This is a genomic window from Neisseria subflava (assembly GCF_024205745.1).
GTDB classification, from domain to species: domain Bacteria; phylum Pseudomonadota; class Gammaproteobacteria; order Burkholderiales; family Neisseriaceae; genus Neisseria; species Neisseria flavescens_B.
On record NZ_CP073117.1, the window covers coordinates 2,018,912 to 2,038,726 of the forward strand.

A 19,815-nucleotide genomic window follows, 5' to 3' on the forward strand; every position below is an offset into this window, starting at 1 on the left:
AAGCCGTCTGAAATTATCGTTTCAGACGGCCTTTGCATCATAAGTTAGTTATACCCTATACTTCCAGGTCTCCAAGGAATTATGATGTCAAAACAGCTCACATTTTATTTTATTCGCCATGGCCGTACCCAATGGAACGAACAGGGGCTTTTGCAGGGATCCGGCAATTCACCACTGACCGAACAAGGAATTGCAGGAGCTCAGAAAACCGGCGTAGCGCTACAACAAGTAGAATTTACCGCTGCTTATTCAAGCATTTTACAACGTGCCATTGATACGGCTGGCCATATTATCGGCCAGCGTCCCATCCCTCTTTTTCAACACTGTGGACTAAATGAGCAATCTTTTGGAAGTTGGGAAGGTATGCAGATCGCCGACTTGCGGAAGCTAACCGAATTCAAACAACTGACCAATGACCCGGCAGCTTATAAAGCATTAAGTAATGGTGGCGAAACCTTTGAACAATTAGCAGTACGTGCAATGGCCGCCATTTACGATATTATTAAGGTACATCAATCGGGAGCCAATATTTTAGTGGTATCGCATGGCCATACCTTGCGGCTTTTATTATCCTTACTAGGCGGAGCGACTTGGGAAAACCATCGTGATGAGGGTAAATCTGTATCATTGTTGAATACTTCGATCAGTATTGTAAAATACAATAGTAAAAGCGGTTTTCATATTGAGCAACTTAATGATGTGGCTCATTTACAATGATCACAACCATTCAGCAATAATAAAAAAGGTGGGCATTTTTACCCACCTTTTTTGCCATTAACCAAACACTTTTTCCAAGTGTGCTTGGTAGTCTGCTAAGTATTGTGCTACTTGTGGATTTTTAATCACATCGTTACATAAGAATGTCGGCAGACGGGTCAAGCCGATGAACTCGTTGAGTTTGTGAAAGTGCATATATAACGCATCCACGCCTTTTCCTTCAAAGAAGTCTCCTTCACGAGTGAACGCTCCAATCGGGGCATTCCATGTAAGTGAAAGCATGTGTTTTTTGTTTTGCAACAAGCCACCTGTGCCGTAGCCTTCAGTCGGATTGACACGATGGCGACCATCACTGTGGTAAAGTTTGCCGTGTCCGGCGGTTAATACTTCGTCTATGTATTTTTTCACTGTCCAAGGTTCGTGCATCCACCAACCTGGCATCTGCCAAATCACGGCATCCATCCACAAGAATTTTTCGATTTCTGCTTCAACATCATAGCCGGCATCAATTACAGTTTCTTTTACATTGTGTCCAAGTGCGGTCAAAACTTCTTTCGCTTTTTTGTGAAGCGTGTGATTTAACTCGCCATGCGAATGACCGAACTCTTTTCCACCGTCTAGTAATAAAATATTCATCTTTTTGCTTCTAAAATAAATAATTATAAAAATGGGGCTATCATTATGCCATTTACTGCATCTTTTAAAAGTGCATTCACCTACTAATAGACGCAAGTCATTTTGTAGTAATTTTGGTACGCCACCCAAATATCCTTGACCCGAACGGCGATTATTTGCCGAATTTTATGCATACCGTTCAACAACTCCCTGAAAATGCCCTTACTACGCGTTTGAATTTTTTCCGCCAATACGGTCAACTTGAGACTTTTGCAAAGGTCTCAGCCTATGGCTTTGTGGTAGTCGCAGCTTTACAAATAGTATTGCTGGAAAACTTAAGACACGTTCATTGCATTAAGAGCTATTTGAATTCCGCTAAATGAATCTAACCTACAAAGTTTTAAGTAATAAAGCATAAAGGCCGTCTGAAAGATTTTCAAACAGCCTTTATGCTTTCATTAATATACAACCTTAACAGCATAAGCCTACGGTTGCTTTTTATGTTTCACACATTCTGTATCATCTAAATAATATATTGCTTCAATTACAAGCATAAACGTCATGTTCAATATCAAGTTTTAATAGGGTTAAAATCAATACCCGTAATATAACGTTGTCCAGCATGAGCTTTAATGTGTACAACAATATCAATGGTCTGCCTGAGCAGATTTTTAATAACTTCAAACTCCAGACCACTTCCTTCTGGTGATGCTTTTACCATTAATGCTAATTGATCCCATGTTTGTTCCGTGCTACCTGCATGGCAACTTGTAATAGATCCCGGGTGTCCAGATGCACAATTTCGAATAAAATAAAATGATTCGTCACCACGTAGCTCTGCTAGAATAATTCTATCCGGTTTCATACGCAGACAGGATTCCATACAACTTTTTGCCGTAATATTTGAACTGCCTTGTCCACCTTTTGAGTAAAGCAAATGAACTACATTTTCATGAGGAATGAATAGCTCCCTAGCATCCTCAATGCTGATTAGTCTCTCACTTAAAGGAATGTGATTAACCAATGCTTTCATAAAAGTAGTCTTACCACTGCCAGTTGCACCTGAAACGACTATATTCTTTTTATATTCAACGGCTTTTTTAAAAAATTCTTCGTAGTTCCGATTGTTCTTCAGTTCGACTAATTCCTTATCTTGAGGAGATAATTCCCCATTTAACTCAATAATCTGACTAAAGAAACCATCTTTACTATACTGGCTTAAGCTCTTTGTGTGTTTTGATGGTAAACGGATTGTAATTGAAGCTTTTCCTGCATCACAGGCAGGAGGAATCACAAATTGGGCACGTTGTCCTGTGGGGAATGTCAACGATACCATCGGCTCCGCTTCCGTAATTCGCTGCCCAGTATTACTTTCATTAACAACAGCAGTACAGAACTGACGTGCCCTATCAAAGTTTAGCGTATTTACTTCTACCTTTTTCCAACCCTGAGAGGTTTCTAAAAATACCTCTCCTGGTCTATTAATACAAATCTCAGTCACATCAGGATCTTTTAAGAAAGAGGTAATTCCCAATACTTCATATTGATAATCTAAGAAATCCGCTGAAATTGTTGAGTTTAATTCATCCATAGTTAAAAATAAATTGATTTAAAATATGCGATTATAATGAAATTTAAAACTTGAGGAAGTTTTTTATTCAAGATCAAGAAACACCTATATTCCCCGAGCTTGTACTTGTGACAACTGTCTTTGCTGTGTTTCTAATTCAAATTGCTGAGCTGTTACCTGTACCTTTATAAGACTTTCCTCTATCGGTGTAACTGCAGCTTTTTGCATATCCACAGAAGCAGTTCTTAATTCAGGAGCCTTGTCACCAATAAGAATCTGACCATTCTCTTTGATATTGATTAAAGAAGCCCCTCGCATCTTATTTGCATATCCTTCAGCAGTCAATGCCATAGCAATATTATCTAAGCTTCTTTCATCGTAGCTAATATCCTTTTTATTACAGAATTCAGTAAAAATTTGTTTACTTTGCTGATAGATATTTTGAGCATGTTGTGGGATAGCTTCCAACTTTAAAGGCTTCACAGATTGCATATTATCCCAATCGCCAGGAACAGGAGCATGCGCTATGTTGCTCTTAGGTTGATGTAAAATCTTAGTACTGTCTATTCCTGTAGCAGAATGTACTCTAATACTATTACTATCTCTGACACCTCTACTATATTGGCCTGTTTTCTTTTCTTGTAAATGAATGCCTAAATCCCCATTTTTGAAATTTTCAATTTTAAGACCATTTACATCTAATGTCCCCGTATTTCTATCCCATTCATATACTATTCCAGCACTACGGTAAACGAAACGGTTTGGTTGAGATAAATCACGTACACCACCCTGTAATATATGGCCATTTAATGACACTTCACCCTTGCCGTCTGAATCTCGGATAATATCTAAATTATCAGCACGATATTTGTCATGTCCTTTACCACCAAATAATTTATCTCTTCCGGAATTACCGGCTAAAACATCATTACCATTACCACCAATTAATACATCATTACCACTACCGCCTAATAAAATGTCATTTTGATTAGTACCTTTTAGAATATCATCACCGGCATCTCCATACATATATGCACCACTTTTTAAGAAAGTCTTAGATCTGCCTATTAATAAACTATCACGGCTATATGATCCATCAGCAACGACTTTATTGTTACCCTTATTTCCAAACGTATCATAATCTGCCATATGTTTGACAAATACTTGTTTATCTTCCGGTCTTAAGAATGCCTCAGAAAAGTCTTTGGCAAAATTAGTACGGTTATTCAGAAAGTAATAAATATCTTTTTCGTAATAACTCAATCTAATAGATCCATTTTCTTCTGAATTTGGACGCATACCATACATATTTTGGCGAGCAATCAAATCCTTAACTTGCTCGAAAGATTTACCCTTGATATAAGGATAAAGATCACCGCTAATTTGAGTACTATAAGCACTTCCATTATTTCGCTCTTCATAAGCAATCATACGTGCTTCATTAAAGATTGCCTCTGCTTCTCCATAGCCTCGTGCTTGAGCATAAGCTTTAGCAGTATTATAATAACTCGCTGATTTAGCCTGATATTTACCCAATGCATGTCCTATTTCATGGGCTACTGCTGTGGCAGTAGTATACACTGTTCCTGGTCGGAAATAGATGTTTCTATCGTTGGAGTCATAATACGCATTACTCTTACTATTTGTAACTTTGAAAAAACCCTGTCCTTTACTGCTAAACTGATTAATCTGTCTAACCAGCTCATAATCTGCCTTTATCCTGTCTAATTCTGACATGGTGGAATTAAATTGTGTTTTATGGAAACCTAATATTTTTAATTGAGTTTCTGCTTTTTCGTTTAATTTAGTCATAATATATTAGTCTCGATATCAATAACCCATCGGACTCATTTCTGTATTACTATAAAAAGTAAATGATGTAATTGCTCCAGAACCGTTGTTTGCTGCAATTATTTCACGACCGTTTTCACGCCAGTAGTAATCAACCAGCTCTTTAATTGGGTCACTTTCACGTCTTGGATAATAATCCCCATACTCAGGAGGCATTTCTTTCTCCTTAGGCTTCGGTAAAAAGTCGGGAAATCTGTTTTCTGGGAAAATACTTATTTTTTCTTTGAAATATTGTTTGGTCGGTAAAATAATGAAACTGGTTTGATATGAACTATATTGTACTGCCACATACAATCCGATAGGAGAAGCAAAATTTTCGAAATGATTATTGACATAACCTTCAACAACAGGAATTTGCCAAATATTTTCTAATTCTAGCGCATACATTGCATATAGGCAGTCATCTTTAAAGGCCGCATCATACATCTGCTTAATTAGATCATCCCGATTTTCTACTTTGTGCAACATACCTCGGCAACGATTGCGTACCTGTTCCATAGTTATTTCCTTTTGTATATTCTGCATCTTGGAAGAATCCTTAATATTTTTATTACTAATCTGCGGAGTACAGGAAGTCACCAAGCATACAGTTAATATGGCTGTAATCGCTGATAGTTTCATATAAATTCCTTTTTAATCATTCTGGAAATTTAATTTTCGGACGGCCTTGAGCTTTTATTACTATTACCGTTTTCCTTTTAACGAGGCAACTTTCACTGCCCCCATCAGTCGTTTGGTAAATGTTCCATCTTGGTAATAACGGATTTTCCCCACTTGCGCCGGATGTGACATACCTTCGTAAAGGATAATTTCTTTATCTTGGCTCATTGCCTTTAACTCTTGCGGCAACATCAGTGCGCGACGTTCTTCGCTTTCCGATACACTACGTTCGCGTCCACGGCTGACATTTTTTCTTTTCACTGTGGTATAACCCAGCATTTCGGAGTATTCGTTTGCATCCTGCTGTTCTCTAGGAGTATAGATAATTTGCAAAGCATGGTTAGTGATAATGGTACGTGCATATTCTTTGCCATAGACAGCATCCAGCTGGGCAACTGATTGGATAATCGGAAATAGGCGAATGTTGTAACCTGCCATATAGCTGACGGAATGAGCAATAATTTCAACTTTACCAATACTTGTGAACTCATCCATCAACAGCATACATTGATGTTTCAAATCTGGGTTGTCCTGAGGCAGCTCTTTCGTATTCTGGTTGATAAGTTGAGAGAAAAATAGGTTGACAATGACCCTTGATTCAGCAAGTTTATTGGGAAGAATGCCGATATAGATAGTCATTTTCTTTTTACGTACGTCAGTTAACAGAAAATCATCAGCTGAAGTAGCGGAATCAATGACGGGATTAATCCATGGGTTTAAAGGTTCTTTAAATGTCCCCATGATAGAACCGAAAGTTTCTTTTTCTTGAGAAATTAAGCCAGAAAAAGCTGTTTTTGTAGCCTCGCTGAGATATGGTTGTTGCGATAAAGATGTAAAATACTCCTTAAGCTCTGTTCCATTACCTGATGAAAGGCGGTATATTTTTCCTAATGTACAGGCTGGCTCATTTTCTTTGCCCTCCACAGGAAAATCAGCCATTGCTTCATGCTCATCAAAACAATAAAGTGAAAATGCCAAAAATGCATTTCTTGCCTGCGCCACCCAGAACTTATCACGACTATCTCCATCCGGATACAACATTGCAGCTATCGACATCAAGTCCGACACTCGTTGGTCCGGATCGGAAGAAACGTAGGTAAACGGATTCCAACGATGCGTCCTACCATCTTCAGCAAATGGATTAAATAGATATACTTCCTGGCCTAACACCTCTTTACGGTAGCCACTAGTCAAGTTGAAGTTTTCCTGTTTAATATCCAATACTACTACCGATCCTTTATAGCTTAATAGATTCGGTATTACGATGCCGACACCTTTACCAGATCGAGTTGGAGCCGCTAATAAGGCGAATTGCTGGCCATTGTAATGTAATAATTTACCGTTGTATTTACCAACAACAATTGAGGTATCCGTCTGTTTAAAAAATCCAGCTTTTGACAAATCAGCCATTCCGGCAAATCGTGCCTCCCCATGAAGACTCTGGGAGGCAGTACGCCAAATAGGAATTAAACCAATCAGGCCAATCAAAAAGGTTAAACCAAATCCAACAATTCCTGAAGTTTTAATCTGTAACGAGTATTTGGCAACTTGAGGAATATCTAATGTATTATAGTATTTAAACCATGTTGTGAGCAGCAAAGGGGTTTTATCTAAGCCTAACCATTGTAGTAGGATAAAACCTGATAAATAACAACCCAATAACAAAGAGATTAATAATAGAAATACCGTGACAATAGATTTGTTTTTTAGAGTCATTATAATACCTATAAGTTAAATAATTGAATTATTTTGAATTTTTATTTGAGATGTAAATTTTCAGATAGTTTTTAGTATCTTGCATTTAAGAAAGACTATTCTTAGACCACCGACCGAATTCTTATGCTATCTTCTCTATACAAACTCTTAGATTCTCATTTAATCATAGAGAGTTATCGACAGCAGCATGATGAAGATTTTCCATAATTCCTCCTTATTATGAGGCCTAATAATTAGGCCGTCTGAAAAAATAGACGGCCTTTTATGGTTACTGCATTACCGAACTGAAATCAATATCCTGGGCAGTATAAATATTAATCAAAGTACCTTGATTTATTGTTACTGTATTAGGACGAGCATTATTTCGTTCAAGTTGATTGATAGCCTGTTGTTTCAATGTATTGGCTGTCTCACTTTCAAAAGGATTAGTACTAGTTGATGTCATAGTTGTAACCGTTTGTCCTTGTGGACCATATTCAGTAGCAGCATATTTAAAAGCATCTGAAATCATACTAATCAATAAAGCCGATGCCAAACGTGATCCCCAGTGAGACTTAAATTTACCGACATGACCTGCTGCACCAAGATTATCTACTCCAGGAGATTCCAGTGTTACATCGATACCATCGGGTGTTATAACTCGATTCCAGATAATCTCCATCCGTGGACCAGTAGGGTTACTGGAGCCATATTGCCCCATTACTTTTGAACCTTTCGGCAATAAGAGATATTTTCCACTTGCAGAATATACAGGTTCAGTAATGATACAAGATGTAAATCCTTTTACCTCAGAAATAATTTTAGTTTCTAATACACAACGCAAATAAGTCCCTTGTTGAAGCAACTTATCCCTATTATGCATATAACGGACAGCATTAGCCTGAGCTGTACTTACTCCTGACTCTTTTTGAGCAGCCTCCCCGTCCTGAACAAATGCAGAATTCATATTAGCATACATATCTCCTGCTGGAATAATCGGCTGTATAGGAACATTAGGAGTTGTTGGAGTTGATGGAGTTATAGGTGGCAAGGTCTCCACTACTGGTGGAGTAGTTACTTCTATTGTTTTTGTATTCGATGTATTATCCGTTTCTAATTCGGGCTTTTTGTCTTCTGCTAAATCAATTGAAGGGGGTTCCGTAACTTGAGTATCTGGAGCAGGTAAATCTGGTACAGTAACTACCTGAGGGCGTTCTGGAGGGGGAGCTTCATCAGAACCACTAAATTGATGATAGGCAAATGCCCCTAGTCCAGCTAACCCAAAACCTGCAGCTACAATAAACGCAATAGCTTTTTTGTTGACTGTACGGTCAACAGGAGCATTTAGTTGAGGAGCATTCTCCTCAAGTCCCGCCAATTGTTCTTGTTCGTATTGACTTGAATATAAATTTTGTGATGATTCACTATCTTTGTGATATTCATTATTTAGCTTATCAGACATTCTTAATTCCTTTTTAATCCAACTACATCATTTCCATGTCTCAAAACTAAGAATGGATAAGTCCCATGGACAATAACTACATTACCTTCAACATTACTGTTTAAAACAAACTCAGCTCCTTTCTCTGATTTTCTGCCATAAACAGCAGGAAAATCACCTGTGAACTTGCCCTTATTCAAGTAGACATAGGTAAATCTGCCATCATCATAGACTTTTAAAGGAACTAGCCAACGAGATTTTTCATTTGCAGCCACATCATAATTAGTATTATAGATTTTAGAAGAATCATATTTCAGGCTATAACCAGCCAAAGTACTAGCACGAAGACTGAAATCCGTAGAATCGGGATATCTGAATTTAACTTGATAATTTACCCCTTTGTCTGAAGCTTCTGACAAATTGCCAACAACATTCTTCAAAACCTTAAGCTCAAAAATATATTGGTGAGCCTGAGTACGAACAATAAGATTAGTATCAACTGCATCAGCCTTTGGACGCAGATAAAATACATTTTCTCTACGTACCAAATCCCATCCACCACTTAGGCCTGCACCAAAATCTTTAACCTTTTCACGAGAATCAAGTTCAATTTGTGTGACTACGCCTTGTGCCGTATGAACGGGATAAGTTGTATTTTCTTGAAACGTATACTCTTGAATAGCTGCAGCATAGACGCTTCCTTGCAACAAACATGATGCTGCTGTTGCTAAAAACATTTTTCTTAACATTATTGATTTCCACTTTCAACAGATATAGGAGAAGCATTAGGAACATCATTATCTACAGATGTAGGAGCTTCTGACTGGGGCTGGGGTACACTTTGTACTTGTTGCTGAGCCTGGCTTTCAGATGATGTTCCTACAGAAAGATAATCTGAAGATAAATCTTGAACAGGTGATTCACTAGCATCAGGATCAACACGATAAGACAATACCTGGAATCCCAGGGGATTTTTTAACCTATACTTTTCATCCATCTTCAAATTGCTATTATAAGTATAGGTCAGAGTAGCAACATTGCTATCCATAAATCTTGATATGCCAGTACTCTTATTTAATAAAAATCTTTGGAATCTTACTGTTGCGCTAGCATCGCGACCATCGGCCTTTCCACTATTATTAAGGACGATACTCAAAATCTTAACGCGAATTGACTGAGCAGACCCATAAAGATTAAATGGGCTATTTGGGTTACTTTTATTCATCAGATTGCGGTAGCTGTCAGATACCCCAGCAACCGACATAGAATAAACTGTAGCCCAGTCATTATCATAAATAATCTGACTATCAAAAGATTCTCTAGCAATAATAAAGTGAGAAATATTACTCTTATTTACTGCTTCATTTTTAGTAATATCTAAATTATTCCAATCACCGGCTAGTTTAGCAACAGTAGCTTGTCCCGTATAGACATCAGCCATAACAAGATAAGGTTCTTTTTCTTTCAGCGGCAAAATATAAAATAATCCGCCAAGTAGACACAAAGAAGAGAAGGTAGAAATACCAGCAACAATCCATGCCCTTTTCTCACTTTTTTTGCGGATATCAACCAAGGTCGTTTCAAAATCCAAAGATCTTTTTACAGCCTTTTGGATATTGCCATCAGTAGTATTTTTACTTGATTTGAACATATATTTCCATTTTAATCTTGAGTTTTTACATCAGCTTTTGCTGATCTCTCATATTTTTTCTTCCCACTGTTTTTCACAGCAACATCCATTTTCTTATGCGCCATAATGACACCATTTTGAACATAGAAAACCATCCCTTTATCTTCATAAAGTTTAGATAATTCACTCAAGGCATTATCAAGCTCGGTATTTCGTATTGTTGATACTTTCTTATACAAAGTAAAATCAAGCGTATAGTCATAAACAACAGGCATCTTTGCCTCTTCTCCCCAACGCTCCAACAAACCTTTTACAGTTGTATCAAGTCGTGTCACTTGATAAACATGAGGTTTGACAAGCGGAATCTCAGTTACCTGATCAGGCAGTTCATTTAATGGCTTCCATGAACTTGGGAAATCTGGAGCAGACTGATTTGCACAACCTGCCATTAGCGCGCCCACACTAGCAGACAGCAACAGCGTTCTTAAAAAAAACATACATAGCACCTTATAAAACAACTTAAGTTACAACCAAAGCATCTTAATTAAAAATGAAGAAAAGACAATTCATGTTTGGTTATTTTTATTGGTTAAAATCTTGTTAATTATTTTAATCTGTGCTAAATTTCACGTCAATACAAATTCATATTTTCATCTCAACATCATGTTTTTTTCCTGCGCCGACTTAGCTGTTCCGCATGATATTATGCATCATGTCGTGAGAGTTGAATCCTCAGGCAACCCATACGCTATAGGTGTTGTAGGCGGACGCTTACAAAGACAGCCTAAAAATTTGGCTGAAGCAGTCGCTACTGCTAAAATGTTGGAACAAAAGGGATTTAACTTCTCCTTAGGATTAGCTCAAGTTAACCGATACAATTTAAAAAAATACGGGTTGCATTCCTACGAGCATGCATTCCAAGTGTGCCCAAACGTCAAGGCAGGCTCGCACATATTGCGAGAATGCTACAATCGTGCAAAAGACTGGGGTAAATCTTTCAGCTGTTATTATTCCGGTAACTTTGTAACCGGTTATAAGCATGGATATGTGCAAAAAATTTTTTCATCCATGGGGAAAGGGAGAGCACTCCCACAAAATGCCATTCCAGTCATCAGCAATACTGTGAATACCCCTCGCCCTATGGGACAAATGACAGCGCAACAAACTAACCGCCCAAATTTGACAGTTACCGCTAATCCACAACCATACTCGGCCACTGTCTCTAAAAACCAACATTCCTTACAAGATAATAGTACTGCACAAGCGAAAAGCAATACTTATAAAGATAGCGCAGCAGTCTTTTAGATAGTTTTTTTCCACATCAACCTGTAATAAACATAGGAAATTTCAAATGAAAAACACTCAGATTCAAAAAAAATCCCGCTTTACCGCTGAAAACGTTGCTACAGCAGCATTTGTTGCTGCAGCATTTTTAGCACCGACTGTTGGTATGGCAGCCGATGATTTTACTTCAGCTTCTGGTGGTGCCTGTAAATTCATTAAAAACATCCATACCGTATTGAACTTAATGTCCGTTGCTGTTGTAACCATCGCCATTATCTTTGCCGGTTACCAAATTGCTTTTGCACACAAACGCATTTCTGACGTCGCTCCTATTTTAATTGGTGGCGTACTGATTGGTGCGGCCGGCCAAATCGCAAAAATGCTGGTTGGCAATGCAGACTCTTGCTCTGCCGGTACAACATCAGCAATGCTCCAAGTATTGCAATTTTTTGCCTAATTAACACCATGCAGAAAAACATCGTTTTTCGAGGATGTACGCGTCCGGCAACCTTTCTCGGTGTACCTTATATACCTTTCTTTATAGGAGCCGGCTCAGGATTATTGATGGGAATGTACTTCAATATGTTTTTTTTATTGACCATTCCCTTCATCATCCTGATTATGAGGCAGATGGCCAAGCGGGATGATATGATTTTTCGTTTTCTCGGTTTACGTCTGAAATTTAGACTTAAAGCCAGAAACCGAGAGGAGTTTCCTGATACGTGGTGCTTCTCGCCTAATGAATACCGTAACAATCCTCCCAAACAATGACAACAAAACATCCGGCAGACATCTTTGTCTGTCGGACGATTTCAACACAAAAAACAAATAAAATGTTTACTCCTGACGCATCAATCAGTCAATTCGTATCCCTCTCCACCCATGTTTCCCCAACCATTGTCAAAACCACTGGTGGGGATTACCTGACAACATGGCATCTATCCGGCCTTCCTTTTGTGGGTCGAGAAGAATGGGAGCTCGAACACAAACACAACACATTTAATCGTTTACTCCAATCCTTACGCGCTCCGGACTATGTCAATGTTGCCTTCTGGGTACATGACATTCGCCGCCACCGCGGCATCGATTTGCGCCCAAAATTCCAAGAGTCTTTTAATCAAAGCCTCTCCGACCGCTATTTTTCCCGACTTTCTAAAGAAAAGCTCATGAACAACGAGCTTTACTTGACCATGATTTACCGTCCCGTTGTTGACGGTAAAAAGTTCGTTGATAAATCAGGCAATATCGATCGTCTGAAGGCCGAACAGGAACAAGCTATCGGTACGCTAAATGAATTAGCAACCAACCTTGAAGCCGTCCTCAAAGACTACCACCCCTACCGACTCGGTATGTACGAAGGCAAAAACGGTACTGTATTCTCAGAAACACTCGAACTTTTCGGTTACATCCTTAACCGTATAAACGAGCCGGTTCCCGTACTACCCGCTCCTGTTTACAACTACTTACCCCTTAGCAGACATCTTTTCTCTGCCAAAACCGGCGACTATATCGTCCGTACCCCTGAAGGTAAAAATCACTACGGTGCCATACTCAACCTTAAAGAATACCCTGACGGTACCTATCCCGGCGTGCTTAACGGGCTCAAATATTTGGATGTCGAATACGTTATCACTCATAGTTTCAGCCCCATGAGCCGATACGACGCCATGAAAACCCTTGAGCGTACCCGTGGCATGATGATCTCTTCCGGCGATAAATCCTTTACCCAAATTGCAGAACTTGATCATGCAATGGACCAACTCGCATCCGGCAATTTCGTTCTTGGAGGCTACCACTTCAGTCTTGCTATCTATGCCGACAGCCAAGAGCAGCTTTCCCAAAACATTGCCGCCGCCCGAGCAGAGCTTTCCAATGCAGGTTTTGTAACAACAAAAGAGGACTTGGCCGTCTGCGCCGCATATTATGCCCAGCTTCCGGGTAACTGGAACTACCGCACCCGCATCGCCAATCTCTCATCGTTAAATTTCTTGGGTCTCTGCCCACTACACAATTTTGCCGCCGGCAAACGTGAGGGCAACCCATGGGGGCAATGCGTTACCGTTCTTCAGACGACCAATGGCCAGCCCTACTACTTCAACTTCCATGCAACCCTCGAAGGCGAAGATTCCGAAGGAGAAAAAGCCATTGCCAATACTATGGTTATTGGTAAGTCCGGTACAGGTAAAACAGCCCTTATCAACTTCCTCCTTAGCCAGGTACAAAAATACGATCCCAAGCCCACTATCTTTTTCTTCGATAAAGACCGTGGTGCCGAAATTTTTGTCAGAGCCTGCGGCGGTGCCTATATGGCACTGGAAAGCGGCCAACCTACCGGCTTTAACCCTTTCCAATGCGAAAATACAGAGGCAAATGTCCAATTCCTTTGCGGCCTTATGAAACAACTGGGAGGTAAAGCGCACTATTCTGCCGCAGAAGACGACGACGTCCTGCGCGCCGTTCGAGCCATGCTCGATACTCCGCTGGCGCTGCGCAGCATTTCCAACTTCCAAAAATCTCTGCCCAATACAGGCGATGACTCCCTCTATGCCAATATCCGCAAATGGACCCGTGGAAACAGCCTTGGCTGGGTTTTTGATAACCCTCAGGACAAAATCGACTTCAGCGGAGCCAATATTATCGGCTTCGACTACACCGATGTGATTGAAAACCCACAGGTACGCGATCCAGTCATCGGCTACCTTATCCATCGAATGGAAGAGCTTATCGATGGCCGCCGCTTCATCTACATCATGGACGAATTCTGGAAAATCCTTGATGGCGAAGGCGGTTTGAAAGAGTTTGCCAAAAACAAACAAAAAACCATCCGTAAGCAAAACGGTATGGGTATCTTCGCTACCCAGTCACCGGAAGACGCCCTCAAAAGCGATATTTCCGCCGCACTGATTGAGCAGACAGCTACCATGATACTGCTGCCGAATCCGAATGCAGATAAAAAAGACTATATCGACGGCTTGAAACTGACCGACTCAGAGTTTCAAGTAGTCAAAGGCCTGGATGAGCGTAGCCGCTGCTTCTTGGTCAAACAAGGTCATGCGTCAGCTGTTTGCCAGCTTAATCTGCGCGGATTTGACGACGAATTGGCTGTCATCTCCGCCAGTACCGACAACATCGACATCATGGATGGCATTATCAAGAAAACAGCCGAACGCCTTGGCATTAGCATCGATGCAGTGAAGCCAGAAGATTGGTTGCAGACCTTCTACGATGAGCGTAAGGGTTCCGGCAAGAAGTCGGCTGCTAATGTGATGCGTAATGCAGATTAGACCGCTTTGAAATGAATACAAAGCAAATAGGGGCATCTGAAAATAATAGATTTTCTAACAACCCTTAATACGAAAAACTTGGATATTCGAAATTAATTGAATCAAAGAAAGATAAAAAATGAAAATTGGAATGAAAAAACTGGCAGCTGTTCTAGTGTGCGCCGGAATGTTGGGAAGTTCGCCTGCGATGGCTGGCGGCTTTCCCGTATTTGATGGGGCAGCCTTAGGTCAAATGATCAAAGACGGTATAGAAAAGTTTATTCACTATAAAAAAATCTATGATCACTATAATAAGGAATACGAACAATGGAAAGAGCAATTTGACAGCCAAATTCGTGGTCCACTTTCTTCTGTTCAGCAAATAGATTCGATCAAAGAAATGTCAAATGAGGAAATTTTGCAGATTTTGAATAAACGCATCCAACAGTGTAATAGTCTAGTCAATGAAAAATCCAAAAATCTGTGTATTACCTCCATTCAAATCGACAATCAGAAGATCAAACTTTATTTTGCTACCGAAGACCGTATCTCGCAAAATATGAAAAGACTAGATGCAACATTAAAGAATTATGAAAGAGTCAGTTCAAAAAACAATAACGGTAAAAATTCAGGTGTTCTCCAAACCATAGAGTCCGACATTCGCAACCAAATGTTGAACATCAACAATATCGTCAAAATCAACGAGCATCAGATCAAATTGTTGGATGCTAAACAAGAAATGATTCAGAAAGCTCGTACTGCCGTAACACAAGAGCAACTCCAAGGTTCTTTTTCAGTAAGAGGGATGGCAGCAAAAGCCGTTGTTCATGCTGCTATTGTCACTACACTAAAAAGCCAGGCAGGAGACTATAAAACTAAAGCTGAAGGTCTTCGAAAAGGATCCTCAAATTCTTCAAATAAAGCATTTTACCGATAACAGAAAAAGATTAACACTATGGATCAATTTATCAGTGGCGTTGGCGAATTAGCCATCTATACCAGTATCCGCGACTACATCTATGCTCGCATAGAATTTTTAACAGAACACCTACTTTCCAAAAACCTCAGTATGGCTTTGTCTTTGGTCTTAGCTCTACTTACCCTTTGGATCATGGTTCAAGGTTATCTGATTGCAACCGGTAGAAGCCAAGAAGGGCTTAAAGGGTTTGCATTTGGTTTGGGTAAAGCCTATTTTATTGTCTTTGTCGCCTTGGGCGTTGCCTCAAGCAGTAATTTTGCCATAAGAACACTGACCGATACGACAGCAGATACCCTATCTGAAATTATGCGTGGCGACAATAAAATTGGGGCAGCCTGTCTGACCCAATCAACCGACAGCTTTGTTGGCTGTAAAATCGACCAAAACCTTACTGTTGCCCAATCCATTATGGGTATGTTGAGCAGAATCGATACCGCAGGTGATCCAAACATTTTCACCCAACTCAATCAGGCAAAATGGTTTGCCGGTGTCGGTACTGCCGGACCGGGCGTAGTAGCAGGAACCATGCTGATCGTATTCCGCATCGCCATGGCTCTCTTTATCGGCTTTGCGCCTATCTTTATTTTATGCCTTCTGTTCAAAAAAACAGCACCCCTGTTTCAAAAATGGCTATACTATGGGCTGGCAACCATCTTTTCAGGGGTTATGCTCGGTGTAATGTCAGATATTGCCATGGACTTAGTTTCCAATGTCGGTACCAGTCTTTTTCTCTCAAAAGAGGCTATGCAGTTTGTGACTACTAAAGAAACCCTTGTGGGCCTTGCCGATACAGCGACCCAGCAATTGGGTTTGGGCCTGATCCTTTCGACTTTGTTGATTGTGGTGCCGCCTATGGCGGGAATGTGGTTTAATGGCGTGATGGGCAGCTTCAGTGGTTATAACCCTGCAGAACGTTGGAATAACCCAAGTAATGGACAACCGAGTACGATGCCAGGGCATAATGCTCCTCCTCAGATTAATTCTACTCAGCAGCAAATAGGAAATAATACTGACTTAAATACTAGTATACCTCAGGGTAACTGGCAATCTGGTAACACAGTCTCAAATACAAATGTAGTTAAGACACAAGGACAATCTACATTAGGAATAGCCACTGGTGGCAAAGATCCGAAGAATCCAATAAATTGAGGAACAAATATATCATGAAGAAAGCAATTTTTATTCTTTGTATGGGCTTGTTTCCCATGTTTTCTTTTGCCTGTTCTCCAGGTGTAGGCGGTGGCCCCTCTGGAGATCCCCACTGTATGGCTCCCATTTTGGCAAATGACCCATACTACAACGGTTCCATGAATCAACAACAAACTCCGGTTATTGTTCATATCCCTTCTAAATATGGTGCCGTGGCAATGAATATGGATACTGGCTATGCAAGCGGTGTATTAAATCAGGACTCTTTGTCTAAAGCAAAGAAAGCAGCTTTGACTCAATGTAGACAAGGAAACCCAAAGGCTTCTTGCAGAGTAGCTTCTTGGGTTAGAAACGGTTGTATTGCTGCTGCGAGAGGCCAGATAATTAATAACCCAACTCAATGGACGTCTTTTTTTGCAGGAAAAGACAAGGGATTGGCAGAAGCTGCTGCATTGGCCAAATGTAAAGCTGATCCCAAAGTGAGAGATTGTCAAGTTTATTTACCTGAAGGTTGCTCTCTTCCTTAATATCTAAGGCCTCAAGGGCCGTCTGAAATTCCGGACGGCTCATATTAGAATATTGAATCTTACCCATTTCCACTTAAAGAAAAATATTATGAAAACCCCATTCTCCTTATTGCTTGCAGTGGCATTGGTACCTTCCTTTGCCTTTGCGGAATTCTCTGCCGATTCTTTTAACCCCGTAAAAATCAACAGCGATGAAGAACGCTTGGCCTGCGAAGCTATTATGTGCTTATCTTCGCCAAATAGCTCTCCCAGCCAATGCGAACCTTCTCTCCGCAAATACTATTCGATCAAGTTTAAACACGGGCATGATACTTTGACCGCCCGTCGCAACTTCCTCAAAAAATGTCCGGTTTCCAATAATCAAGATGTTTCCAAAATGATTAATACATTGGTACGCTAATTACTTTATATTTTAAGGGCCGTCTATTATTCAGACGGCCTTTTCTCTTACAAAGAGATTTTGTAAGTTACCTTCAAACCTACTCCCTATTTTGCTCAATTATTTACATTCAAAACTTACAGGCTTAATCTGATCTTTGTCGATATCAAGGCTTTTATGTAGATATAAAATGCCGTCTGAAACAACTTGGCACCATCTGTAAAGTGGCTCGAACAAATAAAGAATGCTTTATTCTGATTTTCCCTTTTTACCCTACCAAAACCGACGTCATACTGAGCGAGCCTGCAAGCAGCTTATCATTGAAAAACGTAACCTGATCTTGCGGTTCGCGCAATGCCATGATGAACAGCAAGGGCAAGTAATGATCCGGTGTTGGCACGGAAAGCTCGGCTTTTTCGCCTAGTTGCTGATAATGCACCAAGGTTTCATCATCTTGTGTCGCAATCGCTTGATTGACTGTTTCTTGGAATGCAAACGCCCAGTCATACCCTGCACCGATTTGATCGATATGTTCCCAGCTTATCGCCCTTAGATTATGCACAATATTGCCACTGCCGATAATCAGCACACCTTGTTCGCGCAAGGCAGATAATTTTTTCGCCAAATTGAAATGCCATTCTGCCGATTGCAAACGGTGAAGGCTAAGTTGCACCACAGGAATATCGGCATTGGGATAAAGAAATTTCAACACTGCCCAAGCGCCATGATCAAAGCCTCGTGTTGGGTTCAACTCGACATTTTCCGGCTGTAATAATGACTTCACTTGCGCCGCCAACTCAGGCGAACCGGGCGCAGGATATTGCACTTGGCTGAGCTCTTCAGGGAAGCCGTAGAAATCGTAAATCATTTCAGGATGTTCACCAGACGTAACCTGCAAACGACTGCTGTACCAATGCGCTGAAATCATCAAAATGGCTTTTGGTTTGGTAAACTTTTGCGTAATTAGGCTGAAATTCTGATTGAACGGGTTTTCTTTATCTAAGGCATTCATCGGGCTGCCATGCCCGACAAACAATACAGGCATTTTTTTCATGGTTTACTCCTCGTTATTTGATACAGCGGATTGTACGGACAAATTTTTATTCAAAAAATACCGGTTTATGAATAACATCTTTTCCTCATAAGAAATCATGACTGATAGGGGCTTGAGTTTCTGAGAGAATATGTAGGATAAGGATTTATATAAAAGGCCGTCTGAACATTTTATTTCAGACAGGAAAAAATTTCTTTATTTCTGTATTGACAGAAATAAAAGATAAAAATAGAATATCATCACTATGAAACTGAATCCGACCACTGAAAAATTTATCCTCCACTGGGGCGAAATGGGTACCAAATGGGGCGTAAACCGTACCGTTGCGCAAATCCATGCCCTGCTCTACATCTTAGGCAGACCGATGAACGCCGAAGAAATTACCGAAACGCTCGGCGTAGCGCGCTCCAATGTCAGCAACAGCATCAAAGAGCTGCAAAACTTGAGACTGGTTCATACCGTGCATATCTTGGGCGACAGGCGCGATCATTTTGAAACTTCGGATGATGTCTGGACTTTGTTCCGCACCATTGCAGAAGTGCGTATGCAGCGTGAAATCGAACCGACACGGCAATTTTTGCAAAGTCTGATCGACAGCCCTGAATTTAGTCAGGAAAATGAAACTGCCAAGCAGCGAATCCAACAAACCCATGATTTCATCAGTACGCTGACCATGTGGGCAAATGAAATGTTGAAGCTTTCTACTTCAACCATGGTGAAAATTCTGAAAATAGGCGCGGGGATACAGAAATTTTTCCGATGATGGTAATGGACTTGTGAGCAATAAGCACAGGCAATATTATTTTAGGATATGGAAACATGCTCATGGCGACCTTGTATGGGCATGTTTATCTGAAGTTTAATGTTCCTTGGTAGATTTTGAATCAATGGATATGGATTTCCCTCCTAAAGAAACAATCCAGAAGAGTATCTAAAATTTTTTTTATTCTATAATTTCTATTTTGACAGAAATTATAGAAATTTCAGATTGATTATATTTT

The 19,815-nt window shown here is 40.2% G+C and carries 20 protein-coding genes; 10 read left to right on the forward strand and 10 right to left on the reverse strand.

The window, feature by feature from the left end; all coding sequences use genetic code 11:
- Positions 1-84 precede the first annotated feature (84 nt).
- Entirely contained in the window at positions 85-717 is a 633-nt protein-coding gene (locus KCG55_RS09630; RefSeq protein WP_063075756.1) for a histidine phosphatase family protein, read from the forward strand.
- A gap of 57 nt (positions 718-774) precedes the next feature.
- Here KCG55_RS09630 and KCG55_RS09635 read toward each other — a convergent pair whose 3' ends face one another.
- The 9 genes from KCG55_RS09635 to KCG55_RS09675 all read right to left on the reverse strand — a co-directional run bounded on the left by KCG55_RS09635 (position 775) and on the right by KCG55_RS09675 (position 10,676).
- The gene (locus KCG55_RS09635) at positions 775-1,353 is read right to left on the reverse strand and encodes an NAD(P)H-dependent oxidoreductase (RefSeq protein ID WP_254322895.1); all 579 of its coding nucleotides are present in this window, start codon (positions 1,351-1,353) and stop codon (positions 775-777) included.
- A gap of 550 nt (positions 1,354-1,903) precedes the next feature.
- Entirely contained in the window at positions 1,904-2,923 is a 1,020-nt protein-coding gene (gene virB11 / locus KCG55_RS09640) for a P-type DNA transfer ATPase VirB11 (RefSeq protein ID WP_049329383.1), read from the reverse strand.
- An 84-nt stretch (positions 2,924-3,007) separates the two neighbouring features.
- Entirely contained in the window at positions 3,008-4,714 is a 1,707-nt protein-coding gene (locus KCG55_RS09645; protein WP_254322896.1) for a calcium-binding protein, read from the reverse strand.
- Positions 4,715-4,732: 18 nt separating this feature from the next.
- Positions 4,733-5,374: a hypothetical protein gene (locus tag KCG55_RS09650; RefSeq protein ID WP_254322897.1), complete on the reverse strand. Its 642-nt coding sequence runs from the start codon at positions 5,372-5,374 to the stop codon at positions 4,733-4,735.
- 63 nt (positions 5,375-5,437) lie between these two features.
- Entirely contained in the window at positions 5,438-7,129 is a 1,692-nt protein-coding gene (locus KCG55_RS09655; RefSeq protein ID WP_254322898.1) for a type IV secretory system conjugative DNA transfer family protein, read from the reverse strand.
- Positions 7,130-7,397: 268 nt separating this feature from the next.
- Entirely contained in the window at positions 7,398-8,570 is a 1,173-nt protein-coding gene (locus KCG55_RS09660) for a TrbI/VirB10 family protein (protein ID WP_254322899.1), read from the reverse strand.
- Between the two features lie 2 nt (positions 8,571-8,572).
- The gene (locus tag KCG55_RS09665; protein ID WP_254322900.1) at positions 8,573-9,298 is read right to left on the reverse strand and encodes a TrbG/VirB9 family P-type conjugative transfer protein; all 726 of its coding nucleotides are present in this window, start codon (positions 9,296-9,298) and stop codon (positions 8,573-8,575) included.
- Complete coding sequence (locus KCG55_RS09670) at positions 9,298-10,200, reverse strand: virB8 family protein (protein ID WP_254322901.1); 903 nt, start codon at positions 10,198-10,200, stop codon at positions 9,298-9,300. The genes KCG55_RS09665 and KCG55_RS09670 overlap by 1 nt, the downstream gene beginning before the upstream one ends.
- Positions 10,201-10,211: 11 nt before the next feature.
- Positions 10,212-10,676, reverse strand: a complete 465-nt coding sequence (locus KCG55_RS09675; RefSeq protein ID WP_254322902.1) for a hypothetical protein — start codon at positions 10,674-10,676, stop codon at positions 10,212-10,214.
- Positions 10,677-10,776: 100 nt separating this feature from the next.
- On the opposite strand from KCG55_RS09675, the gene KCG55_RS09680 reads away from it, so the two are divergent.
- The 8 genes from KCG55_RS09680 (at position 10,777) to KCG55_RS09715 (ending at position 17,781) form a co-directional block, all read left to right on the forward strand.
- The gene (locus tag KCG55_RS09680) at positions 10,777-11,484 is read left to right on the forward strand and encodes a lytic transglycosylase domain-containing protein (protein WP_254322903.1); all 708 of its coding nucleotides are present in this window, start codon (positions 10,777-10,779) and stop codon (positions 11,482-11,484) included.
- Between the two features lie 46 nt (positions 11,485-11,530).
- Positions 11,531-11,920, forward strand: coding sequence for a TrbC/VirB2 family protein (locus tag KCG55_RS09685; protein ID WP_049323264.1), 390 nt, complete (start codon positions 11,531-11,533; stop codon positions 11,918-11,920).
- Between the two features lie 8 nt (positions 11,921-11,928).
- On the forward strand, positions 11,929-12,234 hold the full coding sequence (locus KCG55_RS09690; protein WP_036490852.1) for a type IV secretion system protein VirB3: 306 nt from the start codon (positions 11,929-11,931) through the stop codon (positions 12,232-12,234).
- Positions 12,235-12,296: 62 nt separating this feature from the next.
- Complete coding sequence (locus KCG55_RS09695) at positions 12,297-14,747, forward strand: VirB4 family type IV secretion/conjugal transfer ATPase (RefSeq protein WP_063068983.1); 2,451 nt, start codon at positions 12,297-12,299, stop codon at positions 14,745-14,747.
- Positions 14,748-14,877: 130 nt separating this feature from the next.
- Positions 14,878-15,663 (forward strand): hypothetical protein, encoded by a 786-nt coding sequence (locus KCG55_RS09700; RefSeq protein ID WP_141759999.1) that lies wholly within the window; start codon positions 14,878-14,880, stop codon positions 15,661-15,663.
- An 18-nt stretch (positions 15,664-15,681) separates the two neighbouring features.
- Complete coding sequence (locus KCG55_RS09705; RefSeq protein ID WP_254322904.1) at positions 15,682-16,854, forward strand: type IV secretion system protein; 1,173 nt, start codon at positions 15,682-15,684, stop codon at positions 16,852-16,854.
- A gap of 14 nt (positions 16,855-16,868) precedes the next feature.
- Positions 16,869-17,381 (forward strand): DUF4189 domain-containing protein, encoded by a 513-nt coding sequence (locus KCG55_RS09710; protein ID WP_079453774.1) that lies wholly within the window; start codon positions 16,869-16,871, stop codon positions 17,379-17,381.
- A gap of 88 nt (positions 17,382-17,469) precedes the next feature.
- On the forward strand, positions 17,470-17,781 hold the full coding sequence (locus tag KCG55_RS09715; protein WP_053088389.1) for a TrbM/KikA/MpfK family conjugal transfer protein: 312 nt from the start codon (positions 17,470-17,472) through the stop codon (positions 17,779-17,781).
- A gap of 247 nt (positions 17,782-18,028) precedes the next feature.
- On the opposite strand, the gene ygiD is transcribed toward KCG55_RS09715, so the two are convergent.
- Positions 18,029-18,814 carry a 4,5-DOPA dioxygenase extradiol gene (ygiD, locus tag KCG55_RS09720; RefSeq protein ID WP_254322905.1) on the reverse strand — a complete coding sequence of 262 codons (786 nt, stop codon included), beginning with the start codon at positions 18,812-18,814 and terminating at the stop codon, positions 18,029-18,031.
- Positions 18,815-19,058: 244 nt separating this feature from the next.
- Here ygiD and KCG55_RS09725 point away from each other — a divergent pair, with 244 nt between their 5' ends.
- On the forward strand, positions 19,059-19,577 hold the full coding sequence (locus tag KCG55_RS09725) for a GbsR/MarR family transcriptional regulator (protein ID WP_049333867.1): 519 nt from the start codon (positions 19,059-19,061) through the stop codon (positions 19,575-19,577).
- Positions 19,578-19,815: the final 238 nt, after the last annotated feature.

Coding starts and splice junctions, on each gene's coding strand:
- KCG55_RS09630 (WP_063075756.1), top strand. CDS start 85: ATGTCAAAACAGCTCACATTTTATTTTATTCGCCATGGCCGTACCCAA.
- KCG55_RS09635 (WP_254322895.1), bottom strand. CDS start 1,353: ATGAATATTTTATTACTAGACGGTGGAAAAGAGTTCGGTCATTCGCAT.
- virB11 (WP_049329383.1), bottom strand. CDS start 2,923: ATGGATGAATTAAACTCAACAATTTCAGCGGATTTCTTAGATTATCAA.
- KCG55_RS09645 (WP_254322896.1), bottom strand. CDS start 4,714: ATGACTAAATTAAACGAAAAAGCAGAAACTCAATTAAAAATATTAGGT.
- KCG55_RS09650 (WP_254322897.1), bottom strand. CDS start 5,374: ATGAAACTATCAGCGATTACAGCCATATTAACTGTATGCTTGGTGACT.
- KCG55_RS09655 (WP_254322898.1), bottom strand. CDS start 7,129: ATGACTCTAAAAAACAAATCTATTGTCACGGTATTTCTATTATTAATC.
- KCG55_RS09660 (WP_254322899.1), bottom strand. CDS start 8,570: ATGTCTGATAAGCTAAATAATGAATATCACAAAGATAGTGAATCATCA.
- KCG55_RS09665 (WP_254322900.1), bottom strand. CDS start 9,298: ATGTTAAGAAAAATGTTTTTAGCAACAGCAGCATCATGTTTGTTGCAA.
- KCG55_RS09670 (WP_254322901.1), bottom strand. CDS start 10,200: ATGTTCAAATCAAGTAAAAATACTACTGATGGCAATATCCAAAAGGCT.
- KCG55_RS09675 (WP_254322902.1), bottom strand. CDS start 10,676: ATGTTTTTTTTAAGAACGCTGTTGCTGTCTGCTAGTGTGGGCGCGCTA.
- KCG55_RS09685 (WP_049323264.1), top strand. CDS start 11,531: ATGAAAAACACTCAGATTCAAAAAAAATCCCGCTTTACCGCTGAAAAC.
- KCG55_RS09690 (WP_036490852.1), top strand. CDS start 11,929: ATGCAGAAAAACATCGTTTTTCGAGGATGTACGCGTCCGGCAACCTTT.
- KCG55_RS09695 (WP_063068983.1), top strand. CDS start 12,297: ATGTTTACTCCTGACGCATCAATCAGTCAATTCGTATCCCTCTCCACC.
- KCG55_RS09700 (WP_141759999.1), top strand. CDS start 14,878: ATGAAAAAACTGGCAGCTGTTCTAGTGTGCGCCGGAATGTTGGGAAGT.
- KCG55_RS09705 (WP_254322904.1), top strand. CDS start 15,682: ATGGATCAATTTATCAGTGGCGTTGGCGAATTAGCCATCTATACCAGT.
- KCG55_RS09710 (WP_079453774.1), top strand. CDS start 16,869: ATGAAGAAAGCAATTTTTATTCTTTGTATGGGCTTGTTTCCCATGTTT.
- KCG55_RS09715 (WP_053088389.1), top strand. CDS start 17,470: ATGAAAACCCCATTCTCCTTATTGCTTGCAGTGGCATTGGTACCTTCC.
- ygiD (WP_254322905.1), bottom strand. CDS start 18,814: ATGAAAAAAATGCCTGTATTGTTTGTCGGGCATGGCAGCCCGATGAAT.
- KCG55_RS09725 (WP_049333867.1), top strand. CDS start 19,059: ATGAAACTGAATCCGACCACTGAAAAATTTATCCTCCACTGGGGCGAA.